Origin of the sequence: Rhodoferax sp. (assembly GCF_037143375.1) — a bacterium.
Lineage (GTDB): Bacteria > Pseudomonadota > Gammaproteobacteria > Burkholderiales > Burkholderiaceae_C > Rhodoferax.
This window is the reverse complement of sequence record NZ_JBAWYV010000053.1, coordinates 1-22483: the sequence shown is the minus strand read 5'-3', so window position 1 is coordinate 22483 and position 22483 is coordinate 1. Positions and strand designations below refer to the sequence as shown.

The following is a 22483-nucleotide window of genomic DNA, read 5'->3' as shown; positions in this document are numbered from 1 at the left end:
TGCCTGGATCGGCGCATTGCCAATCGTGAATTACTGGAGTCTGAGGTTGCCGCATAGCAGCAAGTACGCAACGAAGAAAAACGAACCATCGAGTGGAACTTTACCCGGCAGGATGCCGATAGAAAATTAGGTCGACATTATGTTTTTAAACTTGCGTGTTGATGTACTAGACGGATCCTAAACTCTATTGCTGCATGGGACGAAACCGCTGCTCAAGTGCCGTTCAGCCCAAAATGCCGGAATAATCTAGTGAGCGACAGATTTCGAGTGTCGTGGACCTGGAAATACCAAAACTGGACCTGAATTGGCAATGACTGCTCAAGAGAACTCTACAAAAAATCCAGGTTCCTGACGAAGGTCCGGTTACGCTGCGGTCCGGGTCTAGGTTTTTCTCCATTGCAGCCGTTCGGTTTGAAGGTCAGGTTCGGAGAAAAGCGGTGGACTCTTGCAGACCCATTGGAGCCATTCAACAAAATTTCCAACCAACCATCGGAAAGTCGAAAGCAGCCCTTCGATTTCGCCGGAAGCAGACTTTCGTTTTTGACACTCGAATCTCGGGACCGGTCATTGAGCGGAAAAAATCAACTTTTCAGACTGGCGGTCGGCACTGCAGCGATACCGGTCGGTGGCGACAAAGCCTGGAATTGCTTTGGTTTCTCGTAACCGGTCGTTGCCGTCGCGGGTCCAATTTGGTCATTTTTTGGCCCATTGAACTTGGGAGCAGTCGTTCAACCAAGGCCGACAGCTTTCTTGGCTGAAAGGCTCTTGAGCCGCGATAGCCGACTTCCACTTACCCCCTGTTTTTCAAGATTAAAGCCTCAGACTGCTGGGCCATTTTCTGTCTCCATTGCAGTCAAAGTCAGATACGGATTCCCATCTGCAGTCATTCGTTTTCGATCGTGTACTTATCAGTTTGCCAGCAATTGTTTTCTCGTCATTGGCTACCCCCTGGGTGGGATCACAAACGATCTGGTATCGCATATCGTAATTTAATGGCATCTCCTTCAATGCCAATAATATCAAAAGTAAATGGCGCAATCCTAATTTGCTTTGAAAATTGATCGAAATTTCGAGTCTTAGTTTCAACGATGGTTGATCCATTAACCAAAAGTTGTTGAAAACTAATTTGACCCATACCAACACCAGTGAAAATTATTCGCATTGACTGAGTTTGCACTAGAAATTCAGTCAAATTAATATCAAAGATGGAGGGTTGGTCTTGCGTTAAAGTTCCCAGTGACCATGTCTGTCCACGACTGTCATCGAATATAACCTTATTGCAAAATACATTATTACTATCCAAAAATAAATCCCTACCCTCCAATCGAACAACTCGATACACACTCCCATCCGCCGACAATGCTTCGAACGGCATGTTAATATTCTTGCCAGTCTTAAACTTGAATGTTGGAGACATAAACGACGATGAATTCAACGTGAAGTCTGAAGTTGGAGAAAAGACTGGAATGATTTTTTTTGATATTAAGTCCGCAACTATTACGGGAGAGTTCTTTGTATAAGAGATTTCCTCTCCACCTTTTAGGTCACCTTTGACTTCCAAAAGATTGGAAGCATCATGGGCTGCGCGAAACTTACCTTTGAATGTGGATCCGACGGTTCCAGAGTCGAACTTGCAATCAGGAAGTTCAATGCCTGCAGAAACTGCAGAAGTGGCTAGCATTGATAATAGAATAATTGAAATTTTTAAATTCACAGCGCCGCCCTTGAGGATAAATTAGCTGAGCATCGTACCACGAAGACGATGAAAATATCTAATGTGATATTTAATATAATAACATCATTGGCTTATCGCATCACAAGATAGATTTATACCTATTTTTCGTATAAATAATTTGATATTTCCATATTAAATCTCCACGCTTAGTCATCGACGTTATATATTCATCCTCCGCGTGTCAGACGAGAAAGTTTACGAGCTACTTCCGACCGGCAATGCTTTGACTTCAAGTAACCAGACGCTCTTGAACATCGGCTCCCGCTACTCCGAAACCACAAAGTCCGCGTATGTGCATGGCCTACCTAGATGACCGCTCCTAAAAAAGGGTTGCGATTTAGCGAACGACTGCTGTCACAGGCTCCAACTTGAATCCAAGGAAATTTGGCCAAAAATTTGAATGTCGGCAACCAGCCCGTTGAAGTCAGTCGTCCAAAATTTGCCGCGTTTTCACTTGACGGGCGCCAGTAGACCCAAAGCGGCAGTTGACATTTTCATTTTGCCTTCCTGTGACCTGACATTCGAGGGTTAACTTAAGATCACAGAAAAGAATGATCCTCAGTGCGACGTGCGCAAATAGCTCATTTATTTTATAAAAATGCCCAGCGGTTTGGCTGGGCATTTTCTCACTGTCGATCTATCAAAGAATAGCCTCAGGCACCCAACACTTTGATTCGCGTGCGATGTGGCCGAGCCCAGTGCCATAACACCGGATAAATTCCGCTTAAGCCAGTTTTGGAAGGCCGCTGATATAGCCGATGGCTGCTTGCTTCTTGTTGCCCCAATTGCTATTGATGGTGGCATTCAGGGTGCTGCCAACGGCATTCAACAAGATGCTGTGGATACCTTCCCAGTCACCAGGGTGCTGGAAGTTGGCGCTGATGTAGGCAAAACCATTCAGGCTGTCCACCACTTGCAGACCTGTGCACTCGGCACCGGCCGGGGCTGAATAGATGCGCGCCAGTGCCTTGGTATCGACGTTGTAGGCCCAGATGAAGTTATTAACGTGCTGGCTGGAATCCTCACCGATGAACAGGGTGCGCATTGCTTCCGAGTACGACAGATTGTCGGTAAGAGAGATTTTGTCGACGTTGGCCGAGTTGCCATTTGTGTCGTTGCTGATCGGCGTGGTGGAGGCGGTCCAATCCTGACCGAGCAGCGCAGTGGGAACAGCCATGCTCTTTGGCACGTAGTCGCTGCCGATGGTCGCATCCGTGCCCAGCACAACTTCGAAAGTGCCACCGGCGCTGATCTTTGCAAGCTGAATCACGTTGCCGGTCGAAGCGCCGCCTAAAGGATCGTTGATGAATCCATTGCTGGTCATGGTGTCTTTGATGGCCGACATGGCGAAATACGCCTTCTTGTCTTTAACGTTGACTGTGACACCTTCGAACTTGGTGAATTCCATGGTGGCACCCATGGCAGCCGCGAAGCGGTGGGTTTCAAGAAATGCCGCTGCCTTGTTGCTCGTGCTGAGAACGCCGGCGAACTTCACGAATTGCTGGGCGTTGCCGTAGTTAACCAGAGTGAAGCCAGCCAGGTCGGCCTGGGTGGTGATCGCGGTACCCAGATCGCTGGTCCCTTTTACATACAGCGAAGCACCGCTGGTGAAGGTGATCTGGCTATATAACGCAGTGGCAACCGTCTTGGTCTGCACCACGTCAGTGATGATGCCTTTTGCAGCATTGAGGGAACCGGGCTGCGTGCCTGTCTGGCTTGCCAGACCGTTGGCAATGGCCTCGATCTCGGTGCTACTGGCCTGACCAAGCTTGATCCAGGTGAGCGTGAAGGCACCGCCATCAACTGCACCAGGGGCGCTGGTCTGGGTCAGCTTGGCTGCGTACAGCGTGCCAGATGACAGGTCGCCGGCCACGTCGGCCACAAACATGAAGATGCCGCCGCTGGTCGCGTCATCGCCCATCAGCACGGTCTTGTTGTCGGGCATCACTTGCACTTTTTCGCGCGAGATACGACCCATGCAGAAATGCTTCTTAACGCTGCCGGTGCCATCCGCATGCACGGTGACTTCCGGCACATGACCATAGTGGTAGGGGTTGGCTACCGAGTTGCTGCCAAAGGTGTTCAGGCTGAAGTCACGGAAATATCCGCCGGAATCGCCGGTGGTGGCGACGGCCCAGGCATCCGGCTCGTATTCTTCGCTGGACAAATGGGTGTTCCAGGGTGACAGGCTACTGGCACAGGTGATCCACAGTCCGTGCACGTTGGCAGTGGGGACCGGGTAGTAATAGACGGCGGTCAGCGCACCGGTGGTTTTGTCCTGGCTTAGCGTGGTGATGCCGTACTGTGACGGCAACTTGCCATACATGCTGTTGCTGGCCAGACCAACGGGAAGGTTATTGGTGTAGACACTGTTGCCAATACGGAATTCGCCTTGGGCATTGTTGGCAGTCTGGTATTCAAACTGGGTGACCAGAAACACGGTATTGCCGGCAACACCGGACACGGCGGGGTTCGCCAACTTGAGCAGCGACTGGCCATCGGGGCAATCCGAGAATGCCTGCAGCGACGAGGTGCCGGTGGTGTCCATGATGGGGTTGTTACTGATGTCGTAGTAGCCACCGGTGAGGGCCGTGCCTCCATCCGGGCGAGGCAGGGTGGTGCCCGTCTTGTAAATGAGCTTGTAGGCCAGTGGCTGAGCCGCCTTCACAGTTGCGTCGGAATAAGTCACATCAACGGTGGCATTCGTAAACGCGGTGGCGCGATCAGCGGTGCTGGTCGGCGCTGCCATGTTGTTGAACTTGACTGATGCAGCAGTCGACAATGGAGTGGCCGCAGAGTCGCCGCCACCACAAGCCGTTAAAAATGCGCTGCTCGAACCGATGGCTGCTATGGGCATCAAGGGCATGCCAGCGAATAATTGGAGCGCTTTGCGGCGTGTGGGCGAAAAAGTTGGACGCATGGGAATGGACTCCTTTGAACATGAACAATCAGGGAAGTGAAATGTCCGACTTGAAAGTTGACCGACTGCATGGCGTCGGGCATTGAATTCGTCGGCTTGTCGACTATCTCCGCTACGTGTTTCAACCTGATGACAGTGCAATCATCAACGCGATGATTGGCGCACCGGTCTTACGCTGACCAATTTCAAAAGCACGATTTTCGGCGCACGTCGCTTGCCAGGCTCAGGGGATGAGCAAGAGCCAATTATTCAAGTGGAGTTTTTGATTGTTGGCAAAGTTCTGATACTTCGCTGGACATTTCCGGCGTCCACGCAAGTTGATGCCATTGCAAAAATAATTAAGTTGCTTTAGACATAATCTGCCGTTTGCGAAACACTGTGCCATGTGTTGCCGGTTTACTTTTTTCTCCATTTCAATGACATTCAGTTTTGAAAGTCGGCTTCGGAGAAAAGCGACGGAGTCTTCAAGACTCCATTGGGGTCGTTCACGAAAGGCCGCTTTCCGGTTGCCTAGTTCAACTCAAGTTAGATGCAAAAAAACTTGAAGACGCAATCGGAACCTGCGAATAGTTTTTTCCCAGCAGACTTCCGAACAGTCTTCAATTAAAAATCAAGGACGTTCGCCAGTCGCTAGGCGGCTTTCAATGTCTTTCAGAACCGGGACCAAGTCAGCCACACTGTCAATCACATAATGGGCGCCCGCAGCCTTAAATTCCGGCGTAACCTTAGCGCGAATAGCAGCCAGCTCCTCGGTCGTAGCGGCTTGGTATTGCGCCAGCGTCAAGCCTGCCGGGCTGCCTGAGAGCGCCAAGCCAACCGTCCACATCCCAGCGCTCGCACCCTCGTAAATACCGGGTAGCGTGTCATCGACCTTGACGCAATGGGCCACGTTGCCTACCTTGAGTTCAAGCACACACTGCAGTGCCATCCAGGGACCGGGGCGGGCACCAGCAGAGAGGTCATCCGCACACACGATGCAATCAGGGCTGTAGCCTTTGGCGGCAGCCTCCACCACCAACCGGTCCATCACCTGTCGCGGGTAGCCGGTGGTCGAGCCTATTTTGAGGCCCTGTTCACGCAGTGCTGTCACGGTGTCCTGTGCGCCCGGAATGAGGTCGCTATGGGCGCCGACACGCTCGACTTGCAGGGGGATAAACGTGCGGTAAATGTGGTCGATGTCGTCGTGGCTCATGGGCTTGCCGTACTGAGCTTGCCAACGTGTGCCAATGACTGGGTCTTTGCCCAGGGCTTCAATGTGCTGCCACTTGCCAAGCCCCATGGGCCCACGCGCTTCTTCAAGCGAAAGTGTGAAATCGTAGGCTGTCGCAAAAGCATCGACAAAGATCTGTGTTGGTGCGAACGAACCAAAATCGACAATAGTGCCGGCCCAGTCAAAAATGACGGCTTCGAGGGTGTGTTGCATACGCGTGGGTTCCTGGTAAAAGTATCTGGTTATCCGGTGGACTTGGTGGCACGCGCGTGGGCGCAGGCCTGCAAAAAAGCGGGGGCAAAAGGATCAATCTGCAGCGCACGGGCAGGGTCAAGGCGACTGGCATCCACAAAAGACGATTCGCCACAAATCAACTCGGCAATCAGGCGTCCCACTCCGGCCGAATAGGTAATGCCCGAACCGTTGCAGCCGGTTGCCACCATCAATCCCGTGATTGCGCCGCTGGCGCCCACAATCGGCTGACCGTCCGGCGTGTAGTTACTCGGGCCGGTGATGTAGTGCGCAATGCCAAGCCGCTCGATGGCAGGAAAATAGCGGCTCAGGGGTTCAAACGTTTGCGCCAGGTTGCCCCAGCCGTCCGGGTCCGCCGCATCAAAGACGAAGCCTTGCAGGTTCTCAGGCAATGCACGAGGGTCCGCCACTGCAGGCTCACTTTCACGGGCACCGAACAAGAGAGCACCGACTTCTGGTCTGGCGTAAGCCCGAATATCGGTCATGAACACGATCGGACCACTGGAGAGGAATTCTGGCGCGCGCTCAGTAATCCAGTATTGGCTGCGCACCGGGGCCATCGGCAAAGGCAATCCCAGCTCGACACTGAGTAAATTGCTCCACGCCCCAGCTGCGTTCACCACAAAGCGAGCGGGTAGCAAAGTCCCGTCCTCAAGGGCTACACCCGTTACCGCGCCTGAGTGATGCGCAATATGCACCACACGGGTATTAAGTTGCAGCTTGACGCCCATTTGCCGGGCCCCACGCAGGTAAGCGCTGGAGAGCAAGTAGGGGTCAACAAAGCACTCATCCGGGAAGAACGCCGCAACGTCAAAGGCTTCGGGGTTGAGCCAGGGTGACTGAGCCTGCACTTGCGTCTTGTCCTGCCACTGCCCCCGAATGCCGGCCGCAGTGCAAGCCGCCAGCATCTGCGCCAAAGCCGCTTCTTGGGCCAGCGGTCCCACATGCAGGGCACCCACACGGTGGCAGCCTACATCTTCCCCAAACTCGGTCTTGAGCACCTCAATGGCCGCCAGCGTTTCACCCGCCAGTGCTTGCAGGGCCGGGTCGGACCGCACCTGAGTGACCAAACCTGCCGCCCGACTGGTCGCACCGCTGGCCGGGGGCTGACGATCCACGAGCAACACCCGATGCCCCAGGCCGCGACGACCCAAGGCCCAGGCAATGGCCGCGCCAAAGATGCCACAGCCAACAATCAGAATGTCACGTTGCATAGTCAAGCCAGCTTAGACGAGAGGTGCAGTGAGCACGCCCATCTCGACCAGGGTTGAAGCAATGGCTTCAACCACATGCACCATGTCCTGCGGCTTGAGCGCGCCAATACAGCCCACCCGAAAGGTCTCAATCTGGGTGAGTTTTCCGGGGTAGAGAATGAAGCCGCGTTCGCGCACACCTTGGTAGAAGGCCTGGAAGTTATAGGCCGCGTGCTGGGGCGCATGAAAGGTCACGATGATGGGTGCCTGTGCCTGCGCAGGTACATAGGGCAGCAAACCCAGTCGCGCCATGCCTTGGGTCACCGCTTGGCAATTGGCCAGGTAACGCGCGCCGCGAGCGGCCAAACCGCCTTCTTCCTGGAATTGAGCCAGCGCTTCGTGCAGGGCCACCACCACATGCGTGGGGGGCGTGAAGCGCCACTGAGTGGTTTTCTGCATATAGGTCCACTGGTCATGCAAGTCCATGGCCAGCGAATGGCAGTTACCCGAACTGGCTTCCAGTTTGGCGCGGGCCGCAATCACAAAGCCGATGCCCGGCACGCCTTCCAGACACTTGCCGGATGCGGCAATCAGGGCCTCAAACGGCATGGTGCGAACGTCGATCTCGATCGCCCCAAATGAACTCATGGCGTCGATGATCAGTCCGCGCTGCTGGCGCGCCACGGCGGCAGCAATTTCCGGCAGCGGATTCAAAATGCCGGTGCCGGTTTCACAGTGAACCAGTGCCACATGGCTGATGCGTGGGTCAGCCACTAACGCGCCTTCAATCGCCACCGGGTCAAAAGGGCTGTCCTCGGCGGTGGGCAACTCGACGGCCTCACGCCCCAGGATTTTCAGTATCTTCAAAATACGCGCGCAGTACGCGCCATTGTTGGGCACCAGCACCCGGCCTGCGCGCGGCACCAGCGTGCCCAGCGCGGCTTCAACCGAGAACGTGCCAGAGCCCTGCAGCGGCACGGACACATGGGTGTCTGCCCCGTGGACGATGTCCACCAGTTGGCGACACACCTCACCGGTGATGTGATTGAAGGCGGTGTCCCATGAGCCCCAATCGTGGAGCATGGCTTGCTTGGTGCGCAGGCTGGTGCTCAAAGGGCCGGGAGTTAATAACAGCGGGTCGCGGTCAATGGCATACATGATTTGATTCCTCAGTTAACGTTTGAGCTGACGCCATGCCTGGTGGCGCCGCAGCAGAAAGTGGGTGGCGATGGAATACAGCACACTCACAGAAATGGTGGTCAGCACGATCAGCGTCGCCATGGCCGCAGCAGGCCCCAGGTCTCCGGCTTCGTCCAGATGCAGGATGGACACCGAAGCAGGCATGGTTCCAGGTGAGTACAGGAACACCAGTGCCGACACCGTGGTCATGGCGTTGATAAACAGGTAGCGCGCAATCTCCAGCACCGCGGGCAGGCAGATCGGCAAGGTCACGCGCCAGAAAGTAGTGAACTGTGACACCCGCAGCGAGGCCGATACCGCCTCGAATTCACGGTCAATGCTTTTCAAGGCGGTCAGTGCGCTCAGGTGACACGAGGTGTAGTAGTGCACCACGTTGGCCACCACCATGATGGCAAGCGTTTGGTACAAGCCGTTGAGCGGGTTGCCGGGCGCGTTAAAAAACAGGATGTACCCAATACCCAGAACCAGCCCCGGCACACCCATGGGCAACGTGGCCAGGGCGCGAATCAAGGGCCGTAGCCAAGCCGGACCGGTGTGGGTTTTCTCCACCAGATACGCGGTGACAAAAATGAAGGGGGTACCGACCAGCGCAGTCAGAGCGCCGATGGTCAAACTGTTGAGGTAGGCATTGAGCACCCCCGCCTCGGTCAGACCAAACAGGTAATGGTTCAACGTCAGTTCCAGGTTGTACGGCCAAAAGCGCACCAGTGAGGTGTAAGCCGCCATGCCCAGCATCGCCAGCATGATCACACCAATGACGCCGCAATAAACCAGTAAAGCCAAGTCACGTCGGGGGTCCGGTCGCGGCGCGTACGGCACAGCGCGGGCACTCAGGCTGGCGTGCTGTTTGCGCTGGATGTACCCCTCAGCCGCAAAAGCCATCAGCACCGGCGCCAACAGCAGCAAAGCCACCACTGCGCCACGGCCAAAGTCGTGCATACCCACCACCTGAATGTAGATTTCCACCGCCAGCACCGGGAAATTTCCACCAATCACTTTGGGGATGCCGAACTCGCTCACCGAATAGGCAAACACCACCAGGGCAGCACTGATCAGGCCATACTTGGCACTGGGCAAAGTAATGGTCCAGAACTTGCGCCAGCGTGAGGCGCCCAGTGCGTCAGCGGCCTCGTATAGGCGACCATCGGTGGTTGCCAGTGCCACCACCAGCAACATCAGGGCATGGGGGAAACTGGCATACACCGTGGCCATGGTGATACCAATCGGGCCATAAACCGTGTGCTCGCCCAGCCAACTTTTAAGCACGCCCTGGGTGCCAAACCATTGAATGAAGGCGATGGCGCCCACCAGCGAAGGTCCGGCCAGTGCCGACAGTCCCACAATGCGCCACACCCCGCTCAATGGCAGGCACGCGCGTTGCAAGGCGTAGGCATAGATAAAAGCCAGTGGCACCGTGATCAGTGTCACCAGCGTGGCGACCCACAAGGTGTTCCAGGTCGCCGTTGCCACACCGGGGGTGCTGGCAAACTCGACGAACTTTGACAAGCTCAAATGTCCTTGGTCATCGAGCACGCTACCCATCAGCAAGGTGCCCAGCGGCACCAGCATGAAAATGCACAAGGCCAAAGCACTCAAAAGCAGCAGTACCGTAGGCCCGTAGGCGCCCCAGTTGCGCGACGCGTCAGCGCCGATGTTGGGCAGCACCCTCGTGTTCATAAGGAAGGCGGCATGGGACGCAGGTGTCCAGCGGGAATGCTCACCCGCAGCAAGGCACCCGGATGAATGGGGCGTCCTTCGAGGTAGTTGCTGGAAAATTGCGCCACGAGGGGTTTGTTTTGCCCCATTTCCGACGCCAGCGTGACGAGGTAACTCGAACCCATGAATTCGGTTTTGTTCACCGTGGCGGTGAAACTGTTTTCTGGCGAATCGGTGATGCTGTGCAGGCAAATGTCTTCTGGTCGGACATAGAAGCGGTGTGCAACATGGCGTTGCACCGCGCTGGCACAGCGCAAGCTCACCTTGCCAAATTTGAATACATCTTGGTCCAACAAGGTGGCGTCCAGCAGGTTGCCACGCCCAATGAAGTCGGCCACAAAATCATTGCAAGGTTCACGGTAAATATCCTGTGGTGTACCGATTTGCTGAACCCGACCGTTTTTCATGACCACAATGCGATCTGCCATTGACAGGGCTTCTTCCTGGTCGTGCGTCACCATCAGCGTGGTAATGCCCAGCTTGGATTGCAACTGGCGAATTTCAGAGCGTAGACGAACACGCTCAATGGCATCCAACGCCGACAAAGGCTCATCGAGTAGCAAAAGATGCGGCGCTGTGGCCAGCGCACGGGCCAAGGCAACGCGCTGTTGTTGTCCACCGGACAGTTGGGTAGGGTATTTTTCTTCGATACCAGGCAAGCCCACCAGTGCCAGCATGTCTGCTACGCGCTGTTGTGTGCCCACGGCACCTGGGGCATGACCGGTGCGACGGCTTTTGAGACCATACGCCACGTTATCGCCCACCGTCAGGTTGGGAAACAAGGCGTAGGATTGGAAAACGATGCCGTAATCTCGCTTGGCCGGTGGGGCACGGGAGATATCGTGACCAGCGTGCCATATCTGGCCGCTGTCCTGACGCTCCAGCCCAGCAATGGCACGCAACAGCGTGGTCTTGCCGCAGCCCGAGGGTCCCAGTAAAACAACGAATTCACCCTGCGCGACGCTCAGGTCGATACCATCAAGTGCCGTAAAACTACCAAAGCGCTTGCTCAGTTGCTTGATCTCAAGATGCGCCATGGCAGATCACCCTCTCGACGGTTGGCGGGATGAATAAGTGCAATTACTTCTTCGGCTCGGATTTGGTCGAATAACGTTTCTGCCATTCAGCCAGGACCGTTGCACGCTCTTTGCCAATTTTTTCAAAATCGTTCTTGACAAGGCGCTGCTCATAATCGGCCGGCACATACTTCAGACGTGTCGCGATACCAGGCCAAGCCACCACGGCAAAATTCTTGGCGTACAACTCATTGGCTTCGCGACTGGAGGCCCAATCAGCCAGCTTTTTGGCAGCAGCGACTTGCGGGGTTCCTTTCATGATGGCGAATGATTCAATGTCCCAGCCCAGACCTTCTTTGGGGAACACGATGTCAATCGGTGCGCCCTTGGCGCGCACGGTGTTGGCGCGGTATTCAAACGAAATGCCCACGGGGAACTCGCCATTGCCCGCCATCACACAGGGCTTGGAGCCTGAATGTGTGTAAACGGCTACGTTGTCATGGAGTTTGTCCATGTAATCCCAGCCGCCTTTCTCACCGAATATCTGCAGCCAGGCGGTGACATCCAGAAAGCCTGTACCTGATGAGTTGGGGTTGGGCATGACGATTTTGCCCTTGAACTCAGGGCGCAACAGGTCTTTCCAGCTTTCAATGCGGGGCAGTCCTTGTTTTTGCAACTCAATCACGTTGTAGCAAATGGCTGCTCCCCATACATCCATCCCCACCCAGGTTGGTGGATTGGAGGCAGAACGAAAGCGTTGGTTGAGTGATTTTAGGTGCGCTGGTGCATACGGTTGCAGCATGCCTTCTTGCTCAAACACGACCATACTGGTGGTTGCTACTCCCATCACAAAATCGGCAACGGGCTTGCTTTTTTCGGCCAACAATTTGGCAGTGATGATTCCGGTGGAGTCACGCGTCCACTTGATTTCAATATCTGGATTGGTCTTGTTGAAGGACTCTTGGTACGCCTTTAACTGATCGGTCTCCAGGGCGGTGTATACATTGAGCACTGTCTTCTGGGCTAAGGCCGGCATGATGGCCGCCAGGGCCAGACTGGCAGCAGCAAGGCTGCGAACAATACGTTTGAATTGCATTTTGTTTCTCCAAAAAGGGATCTGCGGGAACTGTGCAGCCTCTTCATTTCAATGAAACTGACGAGCCAAATTCACAGCACTGCCGACAGCTTAATGCCGCGATGTGACAGATTGTTGACAATATACAAAATGCTTTGTAGCCCTATACTGCCGCAATCGACAACAAGGAAAAGTCATGCAACGTGCCCTATCCGTCCCTCTGGACAACGTGCTTTCCCTAGTGCAAAGCACTTCACTCACACGCCTGGTGGCCGACTCGGTCGAGAGCCTAATCCTCTCTGGCGAACTTGCACCGGGCGCCAAACTCAACGAAGTAGCGCTGGCCGAGCGTTTTCGCGTCTCGCGCGGACCCTTGCGTGAAGCCTTTCGGTTACTAGAGGAGTCCGGGCTGATTTACCAGGAAAAAAATCGAGGCGCCTTTGTTCGTGTGGTCGAGTTAAGGGAGGCCGCCGAGCTTTACGAAGTGCGCGCCGGCCTTGACGCCACGGCCGGGCGCTTACTGGCCGAGCGCATCAACGCGGAACAACTTAGCGACTTGCGCAAGCTCACCGACCAAATGAAAACAGTTGATAAAACTGATGTCGATCAGTTCCACATCCTGAATTTGGACTTTCACGACAAGATCATCGCCATGACAGGCAACCTGACTTTGACAGTCACATACCGCAAATTGGCCAAGCAGTTGGCGCTGTTTCGCAAACGAAATTTGATGACGCCCATGGCCATCCCTCATTTTGCGCAGGAACACAGCGCCATTGTGGACATGCTGGAGCAGCGTGATGGGCTCGGTTGTGGGGAGGCACTGTATGCCCACGCGCAAGGCGGGCGGCAACGGATGCTGCGCGATGGCGAACTGGCAGGAGTCAGTCATGGCTGCTGAATTCGACCGGGCCGAGGGCGATGTCAATCTGGGGGACCGCCGCCAAGCGTGGCAAGCCGCCCACTTGGACGACACCACCCGTCAGTGGCTGGAGGAAGACCAACGCTGGTTCCTGCACCAATCCATGTCCACACCCTGTCTCAATGCCTTGACTGGCGCCGAGGGCGCCTGGCTCACAGACGTAGCGGGGCGCCGCATTCTTGATTTTCATGGCAACAGCCTGCACCAGATTGGCTATGGTCACCCCAAGGTCGTGGCTGCACTGCGCGACACGCTGGATCAATTGCCCTTTAGCCCGCGCCGCTACACCAATCGGCCTGCCATTGATTTGGCACGGCGCCTTTGCACAGCGGCTCCCATTGAAAATGCCAAATTGCTGTTTGCACCAGGTGGCACGGCGGCCATCGGCATGGCACTCAAGCTGGCGCGACTGGTAACCGGTCGCTTCAAGACGATTTCCATGTGGGATTCCTTTCACGGGGCCTCTCTGGATGCCATCTCGATTGGTGGTGAAGCCGTTTTCCGTCGTGGCATTGGTCCCTTGCTGCCTGGCGCCGAGCACGTCCCACCGTGTGACCCGCGCAACTGTGCATTTGGTTGCGCGGGTCAATGTGCCTTGCGTTGCGTGGACTACATCGACTACTGCCTGAAGAAAGAAGGCGATGTTGCGGCCGTGATTGTGGAAACCGTGCGATGCACCGATGTTCAAGTGCCGCCCACTGACTACTACAAGCGGTTGCGTCAGATATGCCACCGCCACGGTGCTCTGCTGATACTGGACGAAATCCCTATTGCGTTGGGTCGTACTGGGCATTTGTTTGCCGTGGAGCGTTACGGGATTGAGCCCGACATGCTGGTCATTGGCAAGGGCTTGGGTGGTGCCAGTATGCCGCTGGCCGCCCTGATTGCACGTGCTGACTTCGATGTCGGCCAGCATATTTCATTGGGGCATTACACCCATGAAAAAAATCCGATGGCCTGCGCTGCCGGTTTGGCGGTGCTGGACGTGATCGAAGAAGAACAGTTACTGGCTCGCAGTCAGCGTCTGGGCCAGGAGATGATGCAGCGACTGCAGCAATTGGCCATTTCATTGCCCGCCATCGTCGAAGTGCGAGGGGCAGGCCTGCTCGTTGGAATTGAACTCGGCAACCTTGGTACCCGCGATGCAGCAGACCTGGCTGAAGCCGTGCTGTACCGATGCCTGAGCGAAGGCTTGTCATTCAAGGTCGGGCAAGGCAATGTGCTGGTGCTGTCACCACCCTTGAACGTCAAGGAAGACGACTTGTGGTGGGCCATTGATCTCATCAGCAACGCCTTGCATGCTGAATGTGCAGCATGATGCCCGCACCCTAAGTGCTGGGGTCTATGCCGCGATTCTGGCTGCGGCCCTGCCGCATGCCAGTTGAAACGCCCTGGTCAGAGGCTCGGACGATAAAGGCTTGTGAGGCAGCTTTTGTTGCAATATTGAACGTGTTGGCGATCAAGCTTTGGCGCTTGCCTTGGCTGCGCGTCGCACCGATGAATCGATCTTGACGGTGGCTTCGCCATCAATAACCTTCACGCCCTTGACGGTGCATGTGGTGTCGAGCACGGCACGGCCGCGATCACCGATTTCACGTACCGTGACGGTGGCATGCACGGTGTCGCCAATGCAAACTGGCGCCAAAAAGTTGAGCATCTGGCTGAGGTAAACCGTTCCAGGGCCAGGCAGGCGGTTGGCCAGCGTGGCCGAGATCAGTCCGGCTGACAGCATGCCGTGCGCAATACGGCCCTTGAACGCGGTGGTGGCAGCGTATTCTTCATTGATGTGCAGGGCATTGATGTCGCCCGAGACGCCGGCAAACATGATGATGTCCGCTTCGGTGATGGTTTTGGAAAAGGTGGCGCTCATGCCCACGCTCAGGTCTTCAATGTCGTAGCCGTTTTGTTCATTCATATGAGTTCCTAGTTAGTAATAAATCAGTTCAAAGGGGCCAGCCAAGATACAAGATCCAGTTTTGAGGGCAATGGATGCCATCATTTCACTTGGCTGGACAAAGGAAAAACCGTGCTGTATGGGTTGCTACAGCGGCATTGACGCAGAAAAGGCGATGGCCCAGGACATAGCACCTCTAGTCAGTCTGGCATTGCAAACAATGTTGGCCGACCGACAAGAAATCAATCGACACAAATAACCAGTGACCTTTGCTAAGTGAGTTGTTTGTTGGGTTGCGCCCGTAGCATAGATGCGGATGCACGTAAAACCACAGAATCTGAATCAAGCGCTAAGGCTATCAACCCTGCGGCATAAATAGAGTCACCCCGAAAACGGGGCAGGTCAATTAACAGACCTTGCCCAGCCATCAGCCATTTGAAATCAACTTCCGCCAGCAGTGAAACGCATGTATCAGCTCTGTTTTGCGGTTCAATGAACATCGTCTGTGCCCTTTTGGTTTGAGTGCGAACCGCACTTGGTAAATCTGACGACACGGAAAATACAAACAGAACCTCTTGGTGCCATTTGCTAGTTACTACTATTCAATGACAAGGCCCAATTAAGCCTTTGAAGTAACTTTCTTGACGGCAGTAACGGTTTTAGTCGATGCAGCTTCAATGTTGGTTTGAGCGATTTCAATGGCTTGTTTAGCTTGCGTCTGAGCGGACTCAATGCCAGTCTGACCTACAGACATTGCATTTTTGAAAGCTGCGACTGCCGAATCAGTTCCGGCCGGTGCGTTCTTGGTCATGTTTTCGATCACGCCAGCGAAAGCTTTTTGAGCTTCAGCAGTCTTGGCTTCGAAAGACTTCGTGAAGTCAGCGGTGCTGCCTGTCACGATGGTCTTGACCTGCTCAAAGTAAGCAGCAGATTTATCACCCAAAGGCTTGATCAAGCTGGTTTGCAGTGCAGCGAGTTCTTGAGCGTCTTTAGCGACGAGAACTGCTTGAACGTGGGAGAACGTCTCGCCCAAAGAGGCTTTGGAAGCAGTCAGGTTCAGTTCAACCAGTTTCTGAACACCAGCGAAAGCTTGAGTCGTTGCGCTTTCGAGGGCTTTCAGGCTGGCTTTGTTGGATTCGATGAATTGTGCTGCGGTGGTGTTCATGTAAATTTCCTTGAATTAAGGTTGTAAAAAATCTGACTACTTGGTATATGCGACATCCGATAATTCATGTTGCAGTGCAGCATGAATAAATTGTAGGGAAAGTTTGTTCGCTTGGTGAATGATTGCTGCACTGCAGCAATCATTAGAGGTGCGGGTCTAGTGCCAGTAGCACAGGTTTATTGCGAAGTTCAAAAAGACAATCACAGCGATAAATCAATTGTGTGACTTGATGATGACGATGGACCGAATTTGCGATGCATCTTTTTGTAGGAAAGATTTCATCCGAGAGACCCAATAAATTTGTAAAAAAGCTTCAATACTTTAAATTGACGACGGAAGCGCTTGAACCTACCGAATGAGGAATCATCGCGCCCGTGCTACCGCAATAGAAGGTCCACGCGCCCAGTGCACGTTTCGCCTTCAGGTGGCCAGGAAAAACCGGCTTCAAAACGGGACTATGCCGTCAATCCTGACGTTCCTTATTTGTGGGACTGCAGAGGGTCCAGACGCTGGCCGCGCATCAGGGCGAGCGGCGAGGTCCAGTATTCCTGCACGTTATGAATTGGATCCAGCAGAATCTTGCAGGCCCAAGCCAGGCCCCAGGACGGGCTGCGGATGAAGAATAAATGCACCGTGCGAAACAGCAGACCACTCACACCCAGTGCCAGCCAAAGCAAGCCCAAGTTATGCAGATAACCGTTCATGCCAATCGTTGGCTGGATCAGGCCGAATAAGTTGGGACTAAGGGCCAGTAGAACCGGGAGTGACAACCAGATCGAAATCAAAATCGCCTTGCGTCGCATATTGAAGCCAACCTTGATGGATTCCTTGTGGTCGTAGCTGGTGTTGTTGATGGCATCAAAACCACGTGGTTCAAAAAAGATGTGGCCGCTTTGCCGCGTCACCATGCCCACGGCCCAGCCCACAATACCGGCCATCGCCGGGTCTTTAAACAGTAGCGCATAGGCAACCAGAAAACTGATGGCGCTGATCAGGTGCAGGGTCTGATTGATCCGGCACTGGTGGTAGTAGCGGTGGTCATCCCACTGCAACTGTTGAATTTTCTTCCAGAAATCTCGCATGGTTTTATTCCTTGACTACATGGCTGAATGTGTGTGCCCAAGCACACGGGCCAATGTAGAAGCCGTCGATGACAGTTGGATGAAAACTTATCTGACGCAGAGATGACTATTGCTTCAGATCAAGGAAAGTTGGCACGTCGAATCGGCGGACATTGAATTCATCAAGATGTCATCGACTAGCGGCTGTTACTTTACCTACCTATTTACAAAATCCCGCGCAAAGTATATAAACGGTATATATAGTTTATACGGTTAATTCCATGAATGATGCTGCACTCTCCTGGTGGTCATTTCTCTGTAGCGTAAGCGCCGTCAACGTGCTGGCGTGGGTCGCGTCCACACAATTTTTGCGATACCGCTGCGGCTCGCTCCGAATGGGGACATGGTCGACCCTGCATTGGCATGTGCTCCTCTCCGCCGGTTACGTCCTTGGGTGTGCCTACCGCTCCTTTTTTCCTGTGTACGACGTACAGCGCATTGTCATGGTCGATTCCTGGCTATCCAGTGTCGTTGTAGGCCGATCGGTTGCCACCATTGCAGAACTGTGTTTTGCGGCGCAATGGGCGTTGCTTTTGCATACGGTGGCACAAACATACCGTAGTCAGTTTGCCGTTAGAGTCTCACGCTGGATTGTTCCCTTAATTGTGGTGGCGGAGACCTGCTCCTGGTATGCCGTGCTAACCACGTCCAATATAGGACATGTTTTGGAGGAATCCCTCTGGGGAGTGACCGCCGCCATGCTTGTTGCCAGCTTTCTCTATCTGTGGCCGCACAGTGACCGAGCTCATCGTCCCTTTCTCGCAATGGCCAGCGCAGTCGGGTTCTGCTACGTTGTCTACATGTTTGAAGTCGATGTGCCAATGTACTGGGCGCGCTGGGTTTTCGATGAAGGTCAGGGACACCAGTACCTCAGCATCGCACAGGGCCTGACTGACGTTTCTGGCCGGTGGGTGGTTTCCCAGCGCTGGTCGGACTGGGAATCGGAGGTGGTCTGGATGTCTCTCTACTTCAGCGTTGCCGTATGGCTCAGCATTGGACTCATGCATGCATCTCATACGCTGAGTACCCGACACAAAGTGGCTCGTTTGAATTCAAACGAGTTGCACAACGTTCGCAAGCCAATTTGGCACTAATATCTTTCGTTGCCTTGAATTTATCTGGGAGTTTCTCGTGAAATCTACTACCGCATTGAGTTTCGTTCGTGTCTTTCGGGCCATGCAATATTCTGAGCAGGGCATCCGCAGTGCTTGGAGAGACGAGGCGGCCTTTCGGCAGGAACTCGTACTTGTCCTGCTACTGGTGCCCCTGACGCTGTGGCTTCAACTCCCCAAACTTGATACCGTGTTGTTGCTTGCACTGATGGGTCTGGTATTGGCTGCTGAATTGTTGAATTCCGGTTTAGAGGCGGTGGTGGACATGGCCACACCCGATATCAATGTACTCGCCGGCAAGGCTAAAGATTGCGGCAGTGCCGCCGTCTTTCTGACGCTACTGATATTGGGGGGTTCTTGGCTCACGCTGGCTGGTCCTGCCCTTTGGATGCAACTGGTGCGATAACGAAAGCAGTCCGTTACTTGCGCTCGCAAAGAGAACAGCAGCTTTTGTTACGGACTGCTGATGTGTGAAGTCGTTGAGCTATGAAGGACGTAAAGAGAAAGTACACGCCATCAAAGTGAACCGCTATAAATGCCAAATATGACTTAATTTTCAGTGGTCAATCTGGCAAATAAATCACGAACTTCCTTCTCTTTTATGACACCAAGACCGCTTCCTGGCAGGATTACTCTGCTTTGGCGTTGGTCGGGCGGCCAGTTTTAATGGCAGGCACGGCCTTTACAGCGGCCAGAAATGCGCTGTCGGTCATGGCCGCCAGGGCCTTGATGCCGGCACGGATGAATTCACTCTTTTTAACCGAACTGGCCAATTTACCGGCGCGTTGCTTCAGGTCTTCGAGCACGGTGTATTCTGCTTTGGGAATGGTGAAGCTGTCGCGTACCAATTTTGGCTTCTTAACTTTGGCAGGCTTTGCTGCTTTGGGTTTGGCCACTGCCTTGACTTTCACTTTGGCAGTCGCTTTCACGGCTGCATTGACGGCGGCTTTAACGGCTGATTTAGTGACGGGGGTCTTGGCGGGTGCTTTAGTGACTGCTGTCTTGACCGGAGCTTTGACAGTGGCTTTGACTGCCGGAATGCGTGGTTTTGCGACGCGCTTTGCTGCCACGGGTGCCGTCGCAGCCTTGGCCACAACCGGAGTTGCTGCGAGCGGGATTGCTTTCACTGAGTTGGTGGCTGTGGTGTTGTATTCGGTGGCGTCCATGAGTAAAATTCCTTAAAAATAAACGAGGTATACAGTTTATATTGTTTGTGGAAAATATGTCAATACTCATTTACTTCGTGGCTTCCTGAGTTGGCGATATGTTGAACCGTTCTTGCACAACTCTGCTTAGGCTGCCGAGTCGTTTGCGGGCTCGTTCCTGACCTATGAATTATGAGCGCCTCCCAAGGAGCCGCATTGAAGTGCGCGATGTATGTCACCGGGGAAGCCCACGCAACACGCTTCATCACCAACCTTGTGGTACCGGCAGAGTACTTTCGCTGTCAGGGTCGATTAGCGGCCCATCGTTTCAGTGCTTCACAATTCATCAGGCGCCAAACCGACACCACCCAGTAATGACGTTTTGCACCACGCGTGGCAAGAATTCCCATTCAAGTCAATGTAATGAACCTCGTAGATTCTGTTGCCATCGCCATATCGCAAAGTATCTGACGTCCATCCGTGCTTCAGTGGTCGCCACCGAATAGAAGCGGTAGTTCCAATGCTCGCCATAATGTGTTTGCGAACCCTTTCCTTATCAAGGCGGATAACGCCCAGCCAAAGCAGCATGGGAAACAGGGGGAGCCCGATGAAAATGAGAGTCATAAAAATGCCGATTTCCAGCCCGCCCATTCGTCTCGACTAGCTAAGGTGCCGGCTGGACGGAGAACGCCTTTAGGCAAAGCGCAGTCGACCTGGTCAAAAATTGCGGGCGAAACCCGGTGAATACGCATCAGTTTTTCTGAAAATGACTTCACCCGATGGCAGATGAACTACCCGAATTTCATGGCCGCAGGGCTCCGTTGAACTTTTCGACGCCATCGCTACGGCGAGCTCACGCACCGTGATAACGATTGATTTGGCGGTATGCAAATACGGCAGCAAAGGACCGACGATGGGGTGATTGCTTTCTATCCGATAGACGGGTGATGACATGGTGGCCCCTGATATTTTCTAAGCGTTTATTCTTAAAAAATAGTAGCAGTCGACGATGACGCCAATGTGTCAACTTCGTTTGACCCGCGTCCAAGCATTGGCCGCTTGCCTTGGTCATCGAACAATATTTTTTGCCAGCCCGTAAGGCTCGCCAGGTGCAATGCCGGATTGGATAGCCGTGTAATTACTGGACGCTCAGGAGAGTCGCCCCTCTGATAAATTTGAAATATGAAACTGACCAGCGGCTATGCACGGCGCTCTGGTTTTTTTGCAAATCAAGTTCAGTTTTGAGTTGCACGACCAAAACGTCGTCGACGCCATAGCGGGCGAGCAGTTTTGAGTGCAGTCGATTCAAGTTGCCAGAATGTTTTGACATGGGGTTTACCCTAATTGAGAGTAAAAGTATCCCCGGTTTTCCAAAGTAAAGCGCATGAGTTTTATCTTTTTATTGATCTAGAACAAACTTTCGAACGAATGCTTTCATTGCGCGCGTTCACCGCGTCCTTGGGTGTTGTCAATTTGGAGGCAAATTTAGAGCAATAATTACCTCACTATCGATTGCAAAACAGCTTGATGAGCACCCTTCATTTTTTCGAACATTGACAACCTGAAAGCATAGTTATGAGTGACAAAGTCTTCAATGTACTTTTTCTGTGCACCTGCAACACGGCGCGCAGTCTTTTAGCAGAAGCGCAGTTGAACGCACTGGGTAAAGGACGCTTTCGGGCGTTCTCGGCAGGAAGTTTTCCGACCGGAACGGTGAATTCAAACGCCATTGAATTTCTTCAGCATATCGGCCTGCCCACGGAGGGTCTGTACAGTAAATCTTGGGATGAATTTGCGAACCAAGATGCACCTGTCATGGACTTTATTTTGACGCTATGTGACGATGCGGTGGAAGACCAGTGTCCCATTTGGCCCGGTCATCCCGTCGCCGCGCACTGGAGTGTGACGGACCCAGGTAAAGTCAAAGGCAGCGCTGAAGAAAAACAACATGCTTTCTTGGCTGCCGGGTTCAACTTGCGCAAGCGGCTTGAGCTTTTTATCTCATTGCCGACCGACTCACTGGATCGGATGAGTCTGAAGTACCACTTGGATGAAATTGGGAAATCTGTGTGTGACCCCGCCTGACTGAGACATTGCAATTTTTAGAAACCGAGATATAGCCACGGGTCAGATGGTTTTCAGGGCATTGCTTGCCGTGGTGGTTATTTAGATTCCAAGTTGACCAGGGGGTCGTGATTGAACGAAATTATTTTGATATCGGTGGCGGCATCGCCAAGTCAGCTTTTCTGCGCAAAGACGCGCGGGGGATGAAACTGCCGGAACGCTTGGACTCAATAGCCTCAAGCACTTCAAGTTCTTCTGATACTTGTTTTACTAAGTCATCCTCTGCCCCGTAACGGGCAATCAGTTTTGACTGAAGTCTTTTCATATTGCCAAAATGTTTGGACATCGACTTTTCCTTTTCTAAAAGCGGGATTTGGGCTTGTTACGAATGCTTTTGCCAACGGATTTTATTGCAATGTAAAGCAAGTTTCGGCTGAACCCAATGGGAAGTCGAGAGCAGAACTGCGAATTTTCTGTAAGTCATTCGCCATCAATGGCCGCAACCCAGCTACTGGGTGAAACCCCGGTGCGCCGGGCAAACGCTCGTGCAAACGCGGTCTCATTGGAGTAACCCACGGCCGGTGCCACGGCTTTCAAAGGCTTGCCGCGTTTGAGCAAGCCCTGTGCGATGCTGATGCGCCAGTCGGTTAGATAGTCCATGGCGGTAGCCCCGACAATGTCCAAAAAATGCTTGGCGAATCGTGAACGAGACATGGCGGCAACACCCGCCAGTGTTTCAAGCG

Annotated in this window: 20 protein-coding genes; 5 read left to right on the top strand and 15 right to left on the bottom strand. The window is 53.6% G+C overall.

What is annotated here, in order from left to right; translation table 11 throughout:
• Nucleotides 1–958: 958 nt before the first annotated feature.
• From WCG50_RS10080 to WCG50_RS10045, 8 genes are all read right to left on the bottom strand, one after another.
• Nucleotides 959–1714, bottom strand: coding sequence for a hypothetical protein (locus tag WCG50_RS10080; RefSeq protein ID WP_336899467.1), 756 nt, complete (start codon nucleotides 1712–1714; stop codon nucleotides 959–961).
• 745 nt (nucleotides 1715–2459) lie between these two features.
• On the bottom strand, nucleotides 2460–4655 hold the full coding sequence (locus tag WCG50_RS10075; RefSeq protein ID WP_336899466.1) for an alkaline phosphatase PhoX: 2196 nt from the start codon (nucleotides 4653–4655) through the stop codon (nucleotides 2460–2462).
• A 610-nt stretch (nucleotides 4656–5265) separates the two neighbouring features.
• A complete protein-coding gene (gene phnX / locus WCG50_RS10070) occupies nucleotides 5266–6078 on the bottom strand; it encodes a phosphonoacetaldehyde hydrolase (RefSeq protein ID WP_336899465.1) in 813 nt (270 codons plus the stop codon).
• A 29-nt stretch (nucleotides 6079–6107) separates the two neighbouring features.
• Entirely contained in the window at nucleotides 6108–7331 is a 1224-nt protein-coding gene (locus WCG50_RS10065; protein WP_336899464.1) for an FAD-dependent oxidoreductase, read from the bottom strand.
• A gap of 12 nt (nucleotides 7332–7343) precedes the next feature.
• Entirely contained in the window at nucleotides 7344–8468 is a 1125-nt protein-coding gene (locus tag WCG50_RS10060) for a 2-aminoethylphosphonate--pyruvate transaminase (protein ID WP_336899463.1), read from the bottom strand.
• Between the two features lie 15 nt (nucleotides 8469–8483).
• Nucleotides 8484–10187 carry a putative 2-aminoethylphosphonate ABC transporter permease subunit gene (locus WCG50_RS10055; RefSeq protein ID WP_336899462.1) on the bottom strand — a complete coding sequence of 568 codons (1704 nt, stop codon included), beginning with the start codon at nucleotides 10185–10187 and terminating at the stop codon, nucleotides 8484–8486.
• Nucleotides 10184–11263, bottom strand: a complete 1080-nt coding sequence (locus WCG50_RS10050) for a putative 2-aminoethylphosphonate ABC transporter ATP-binding protein (RefSeq protein ID WP_336899461.1) — start codon at nucleotides 11261–11263, stop codon at nucleotides 10184–10186. The genes WCG50_RS10055 and WCG50_RS10050 overlap by 4 nt, the downstream gene beginning before the upstream one ends.
• Before the next feature lie 43 nt (nucleotides 11264–11306).
• Nucleotides 11307–12338, bottom strand: coding sequence for a putative 2-aminoethylphosphonate ABC transporter substrate-binding protein (locus WCG50_RS10045; RefSeq protein WP_336899460.1), 1032 nt, complete (start codon nucleotides 12336–12338; stop codon nucleotides 11307–11309).
• Between the two features lie 175 nt (nucleotides 12339–12513).
• On the opposite strand from WCG50_RS10045, the gene WCG50_RS10040 reads away from it, so the two are divergent.
• Nucleotides 12514–13218 (top strand): FCD domain-containing protein, encoded by a 705-nt coding sequence (locus WCG50_RS10040; RefSeq protein WP_336899459.1) that lies wholly within the window; start codon nucleotides 12514–12516, stop codon nucleotides 13216–13218.
• Nucleotides 13208–14557: an aspartate aminotransferase family protein gene (locus WCG50_RS10035; protein ID WP_336899458.1), complete on the top strand. Its 1350-nt coding sequence runs from the start codon at nucleotides 13208–13210 to the stop codon at nucleotides 14555–14557. Before WCG50_RS10040 ends, WCG50_RS10035 begins: the two co-directional genes overlap by 11 nt.
• A 141-nt stretch (nucleotides 14558–14698) precedes the next feature.
• Here WCG50_RS10035 and WCG50_RS10030 read toward each other — a convergent pair whose 3' ends face one another.
• The 3 genes from WCG50_RS10030 to WCG50_RS10020 form a co-directional block, all read right to left on the bottom strand.
• Nucleotides 14699–15154, bottom strand: coding sequence for a MaoC family dehydratase (locus tag WCG50_RS10030; protein WP_336899457.1), 456 nt, complete (start codon nucleotides 15152–15154; stop codon nucleotides 14699–14701).
• 598 nt (nucleotides 15155–15752) lie between these two features.
• The gene (locus WCG50_RS10025) at nucleotides 15753–16298 is read right to left on the bottom strand and encodes a phasin family protein (protein ID WP_336899456.1); all 546 of its coding nucleotides are present in this window, start codon (nucleotides 16296–16298) and stop codon (nucleotides 15753–15755) included.
• Nucleotides 16299–16777: 479 nt separating this feature from the next.
• Nucleotides 16778–17380 (bottom strand): hypothetical protein, encoded by a 603-nt coding sequence (locus WCG50_RS10020; RefSeq protein ID WP_336899455.1) that lies wholly within the window; start codon nucleotides 17378–17380, stop codon nucleotides 16778–16780.
• 260 nt (nucleotides 17381–17640) lie between these two features.
• Here WCG50_RS10020 and WCG50_RS10015 point away from each other — a divergent pair, with 260 nt between their 5' ends.
• Both WCG50_RS10015 and WCG50_RS10010 read left to right on the top strand, forming a co-directional pair.
• Nucleotides 17641–18513: a hypothetical protein gene (locus tag WCG50_RS10015; RefSeq protein WP_336899454.1), complete on the top strand. Its 873-nt coding sequence runs from the start codon at nucleotides 17641–17643 to the stop codon at nucleotides 18511–18513.
• A 37-nt stretch (nucleotides 18514–18550) separates the two neighbouring features.
• Nucleotides 18551–18937, top strand: coding sequence for a diacylglycerol kinase (locus tag WCG50_RS10010; protein WP_336899453.1), 387 nt, complete (start codon nucleotides 18551–18553; stop codon nucleotides 18935–18937).
• A 223-nt stretch (nucleotides 18938–19160) separates the two neighbouring features.
• Here the strand turns inward: WCG50_RS10010 and WCG50_RS10005 are convergent, their stop codons facing one another.
• On the bottom strand, nucleotides 19161–19697 hold the full coding sequence (locus WCG50_RS10005) for a hypothetical protein (protein WP_336899452.1): 537 nt from the start codon (nucleotides 19695–19697) through the stop codon (nucleotides 19161–19163).
• A gap of 696 nt (nucleotides 19698–20393) precedes the next feature.
• Nucleotides 20394–20630, bottom strand: coding sequence for a hypothetical protein (locus tag WCG50_RS10000; RefSeq protein ID WP_336899451.1), 237 nt, complete (start codon nucleotides 20628–20630; stop codon nucleotides 20394–20396).
• 621 nt (nucleotides 20631–21251) lie between these two features.
• Here WCG50_RS10000 and WCG50_RS09995 point away from each other — a divergent pair.
• Nucleotides 21252–21761, top strand: a complete 510-nt coding sequence (locus tag WCG50_RS09995) for an arsenate reductase ArsC (RefSeq protein WP_336899450.1) — start codon at nucleotides 21252–21254, stop codon at nucleotides 21759–21761.
• Between the two features lie 121 nt (nucleotides 21762–21882).
• Here the strand turns inward: WCG50_RS09995 and WCG50_RS09990 are convergent, their stop codons facing one another.
• Both WCG50_RS09990 and WCG50_RS09985 read right to left on the bottom strand, forming a co-directional pair.
• Entirely contained in the window at nucleotides 21883–22086 is a 204-nt protein-coding gene (locus WCG50_RS09990) for a hypothetical protein (RefSeq protein ID WP_336899449.1), read from the bottom strand.
• Nucleotides 22087–22220: 134 nt separating this feature from the next.
• A partial coding sequence (locus tag WCG50_RS09985) for a helix-turn-helix transcriptional regulator (RefSeq protein ID WP_336899448.1) occupies nucleotides 22221–22483 on the bottom strand: 263 nt, incomplete at its 5' end.

Coding starts and splice junctions, on each gene's coding strand:
- WCG50_RS10075 (WP_336899466.1), bottom strand. CDS start 4,655: ATGCGTCCAACTTTTTCGCCCACACGCCGCAAAGCGCTCCAATTATTC.
- phnX (WP_336899465.1), bottom strand. CDS start 6,078: ATGCAACACACCCTCGAAGCCGTCATTTTTGACTGGGCCGGCACTATT.
- WCG50_RS10065 (WP_336899464.1), bottom strand. CDS start 7,331: ATGCAACGTGACATTCTGATTGTTGGCTGTGGCATCTTTGGCGCGGCC.
- WCG50_RS10060 (WP_336899463.1), bottom strand. CDS start 8,468: ATGTATGCCATTGACCGCGACCCGCTGTTATTAACTCCCGGCCCTTTG.
- WCG50_RS10055 (WP_336899462.1), bottom strand. CDS start 10,187: ATGAACACGAGGGTGCTGCCCAACATCGGCGCTGACGCGTCGCGCAAC.
- WCG50_RS10050 (WP_336899461.1), bottom strand. CDS start 11,263: ATGGCGCATCTTGAGATCAAGCAACTGAGCAAGCGCTTTGGTAGTTTT.
- WCG50_RS10045 (WP_336899460.1), bottom strand. CDS start 12,338: ATGCAATTCAAACGTATTGTTCGCAGCCTTGCTGCTGCCAGTCTGGCC.
- WCG50_RS10040 (WP_336899459.1), top strand. CDS start 12,514: ATGCAACGTGCCCTATCCGTCCCTCTGGACAACGTGCTTTCCCTAGTG.
- WCG50_RS10035 (WP_336899458.1), top strand. CDS start 13,208: ATGGCTGCTGAATTCGACCGGGCCGAGGGCGATGTCAATCTGGGGGAC.
- WCG50_RS10030 (WP_336899457.1), bottom strand. CDS start 15,154: ATGAATGAACAAAACGGCTACGACATTGAAGACCTGAGCGTGGGCATG.
- WCG50_RS10025 (WP_336899456.1), bottom strand. CDS start 16,298: ATGAACACCACCGCAGCACAATTCATCGAATCCAACAAAGCCAGCCTG.
- WCG50_RS10020 (WP_336899455.1), bottom strand. CDS start 17,380: ATGCGAGATTTCTGGAAGAAAATTCAACAGTTGCAGTGGGATGACCAC.
- WCG50_RS10015 (WP_336899454.1), top strand. CDS start 17,641: ATGAATGATGCTGCACTCTCCTGGTGGTCATTTCTCTGTAGCGTAAGC.
- WCG50_RS10005 (WP_336899452.1), bottom strand. CDS start 19,697: ATGGACGCCACCGAATACAACACCACAGCCACCAACTCAGTGAAAGCA.
- WCG50_RS10000 (WP_336899451.1), bottom strand. CDS start 20,630: ATGTCATCACCCGTCTATCGGATAGAAAGCAATCACCCCATCGTCGGT.
- WCG50_RS09995 (WP_336899450.1), top strand. CDS start 21,252: ATGAGTGACAAAGTCTTCAATGTACTTTTTCTGTGCACCTGCAACACG.
- WCG50_RS09990 (WP_336899449.1), bottom strand. CDS start 22,086: ATGTCCAAACATTTTGGCAATATGAAAAGACTTCAGTCAAAACTGATT.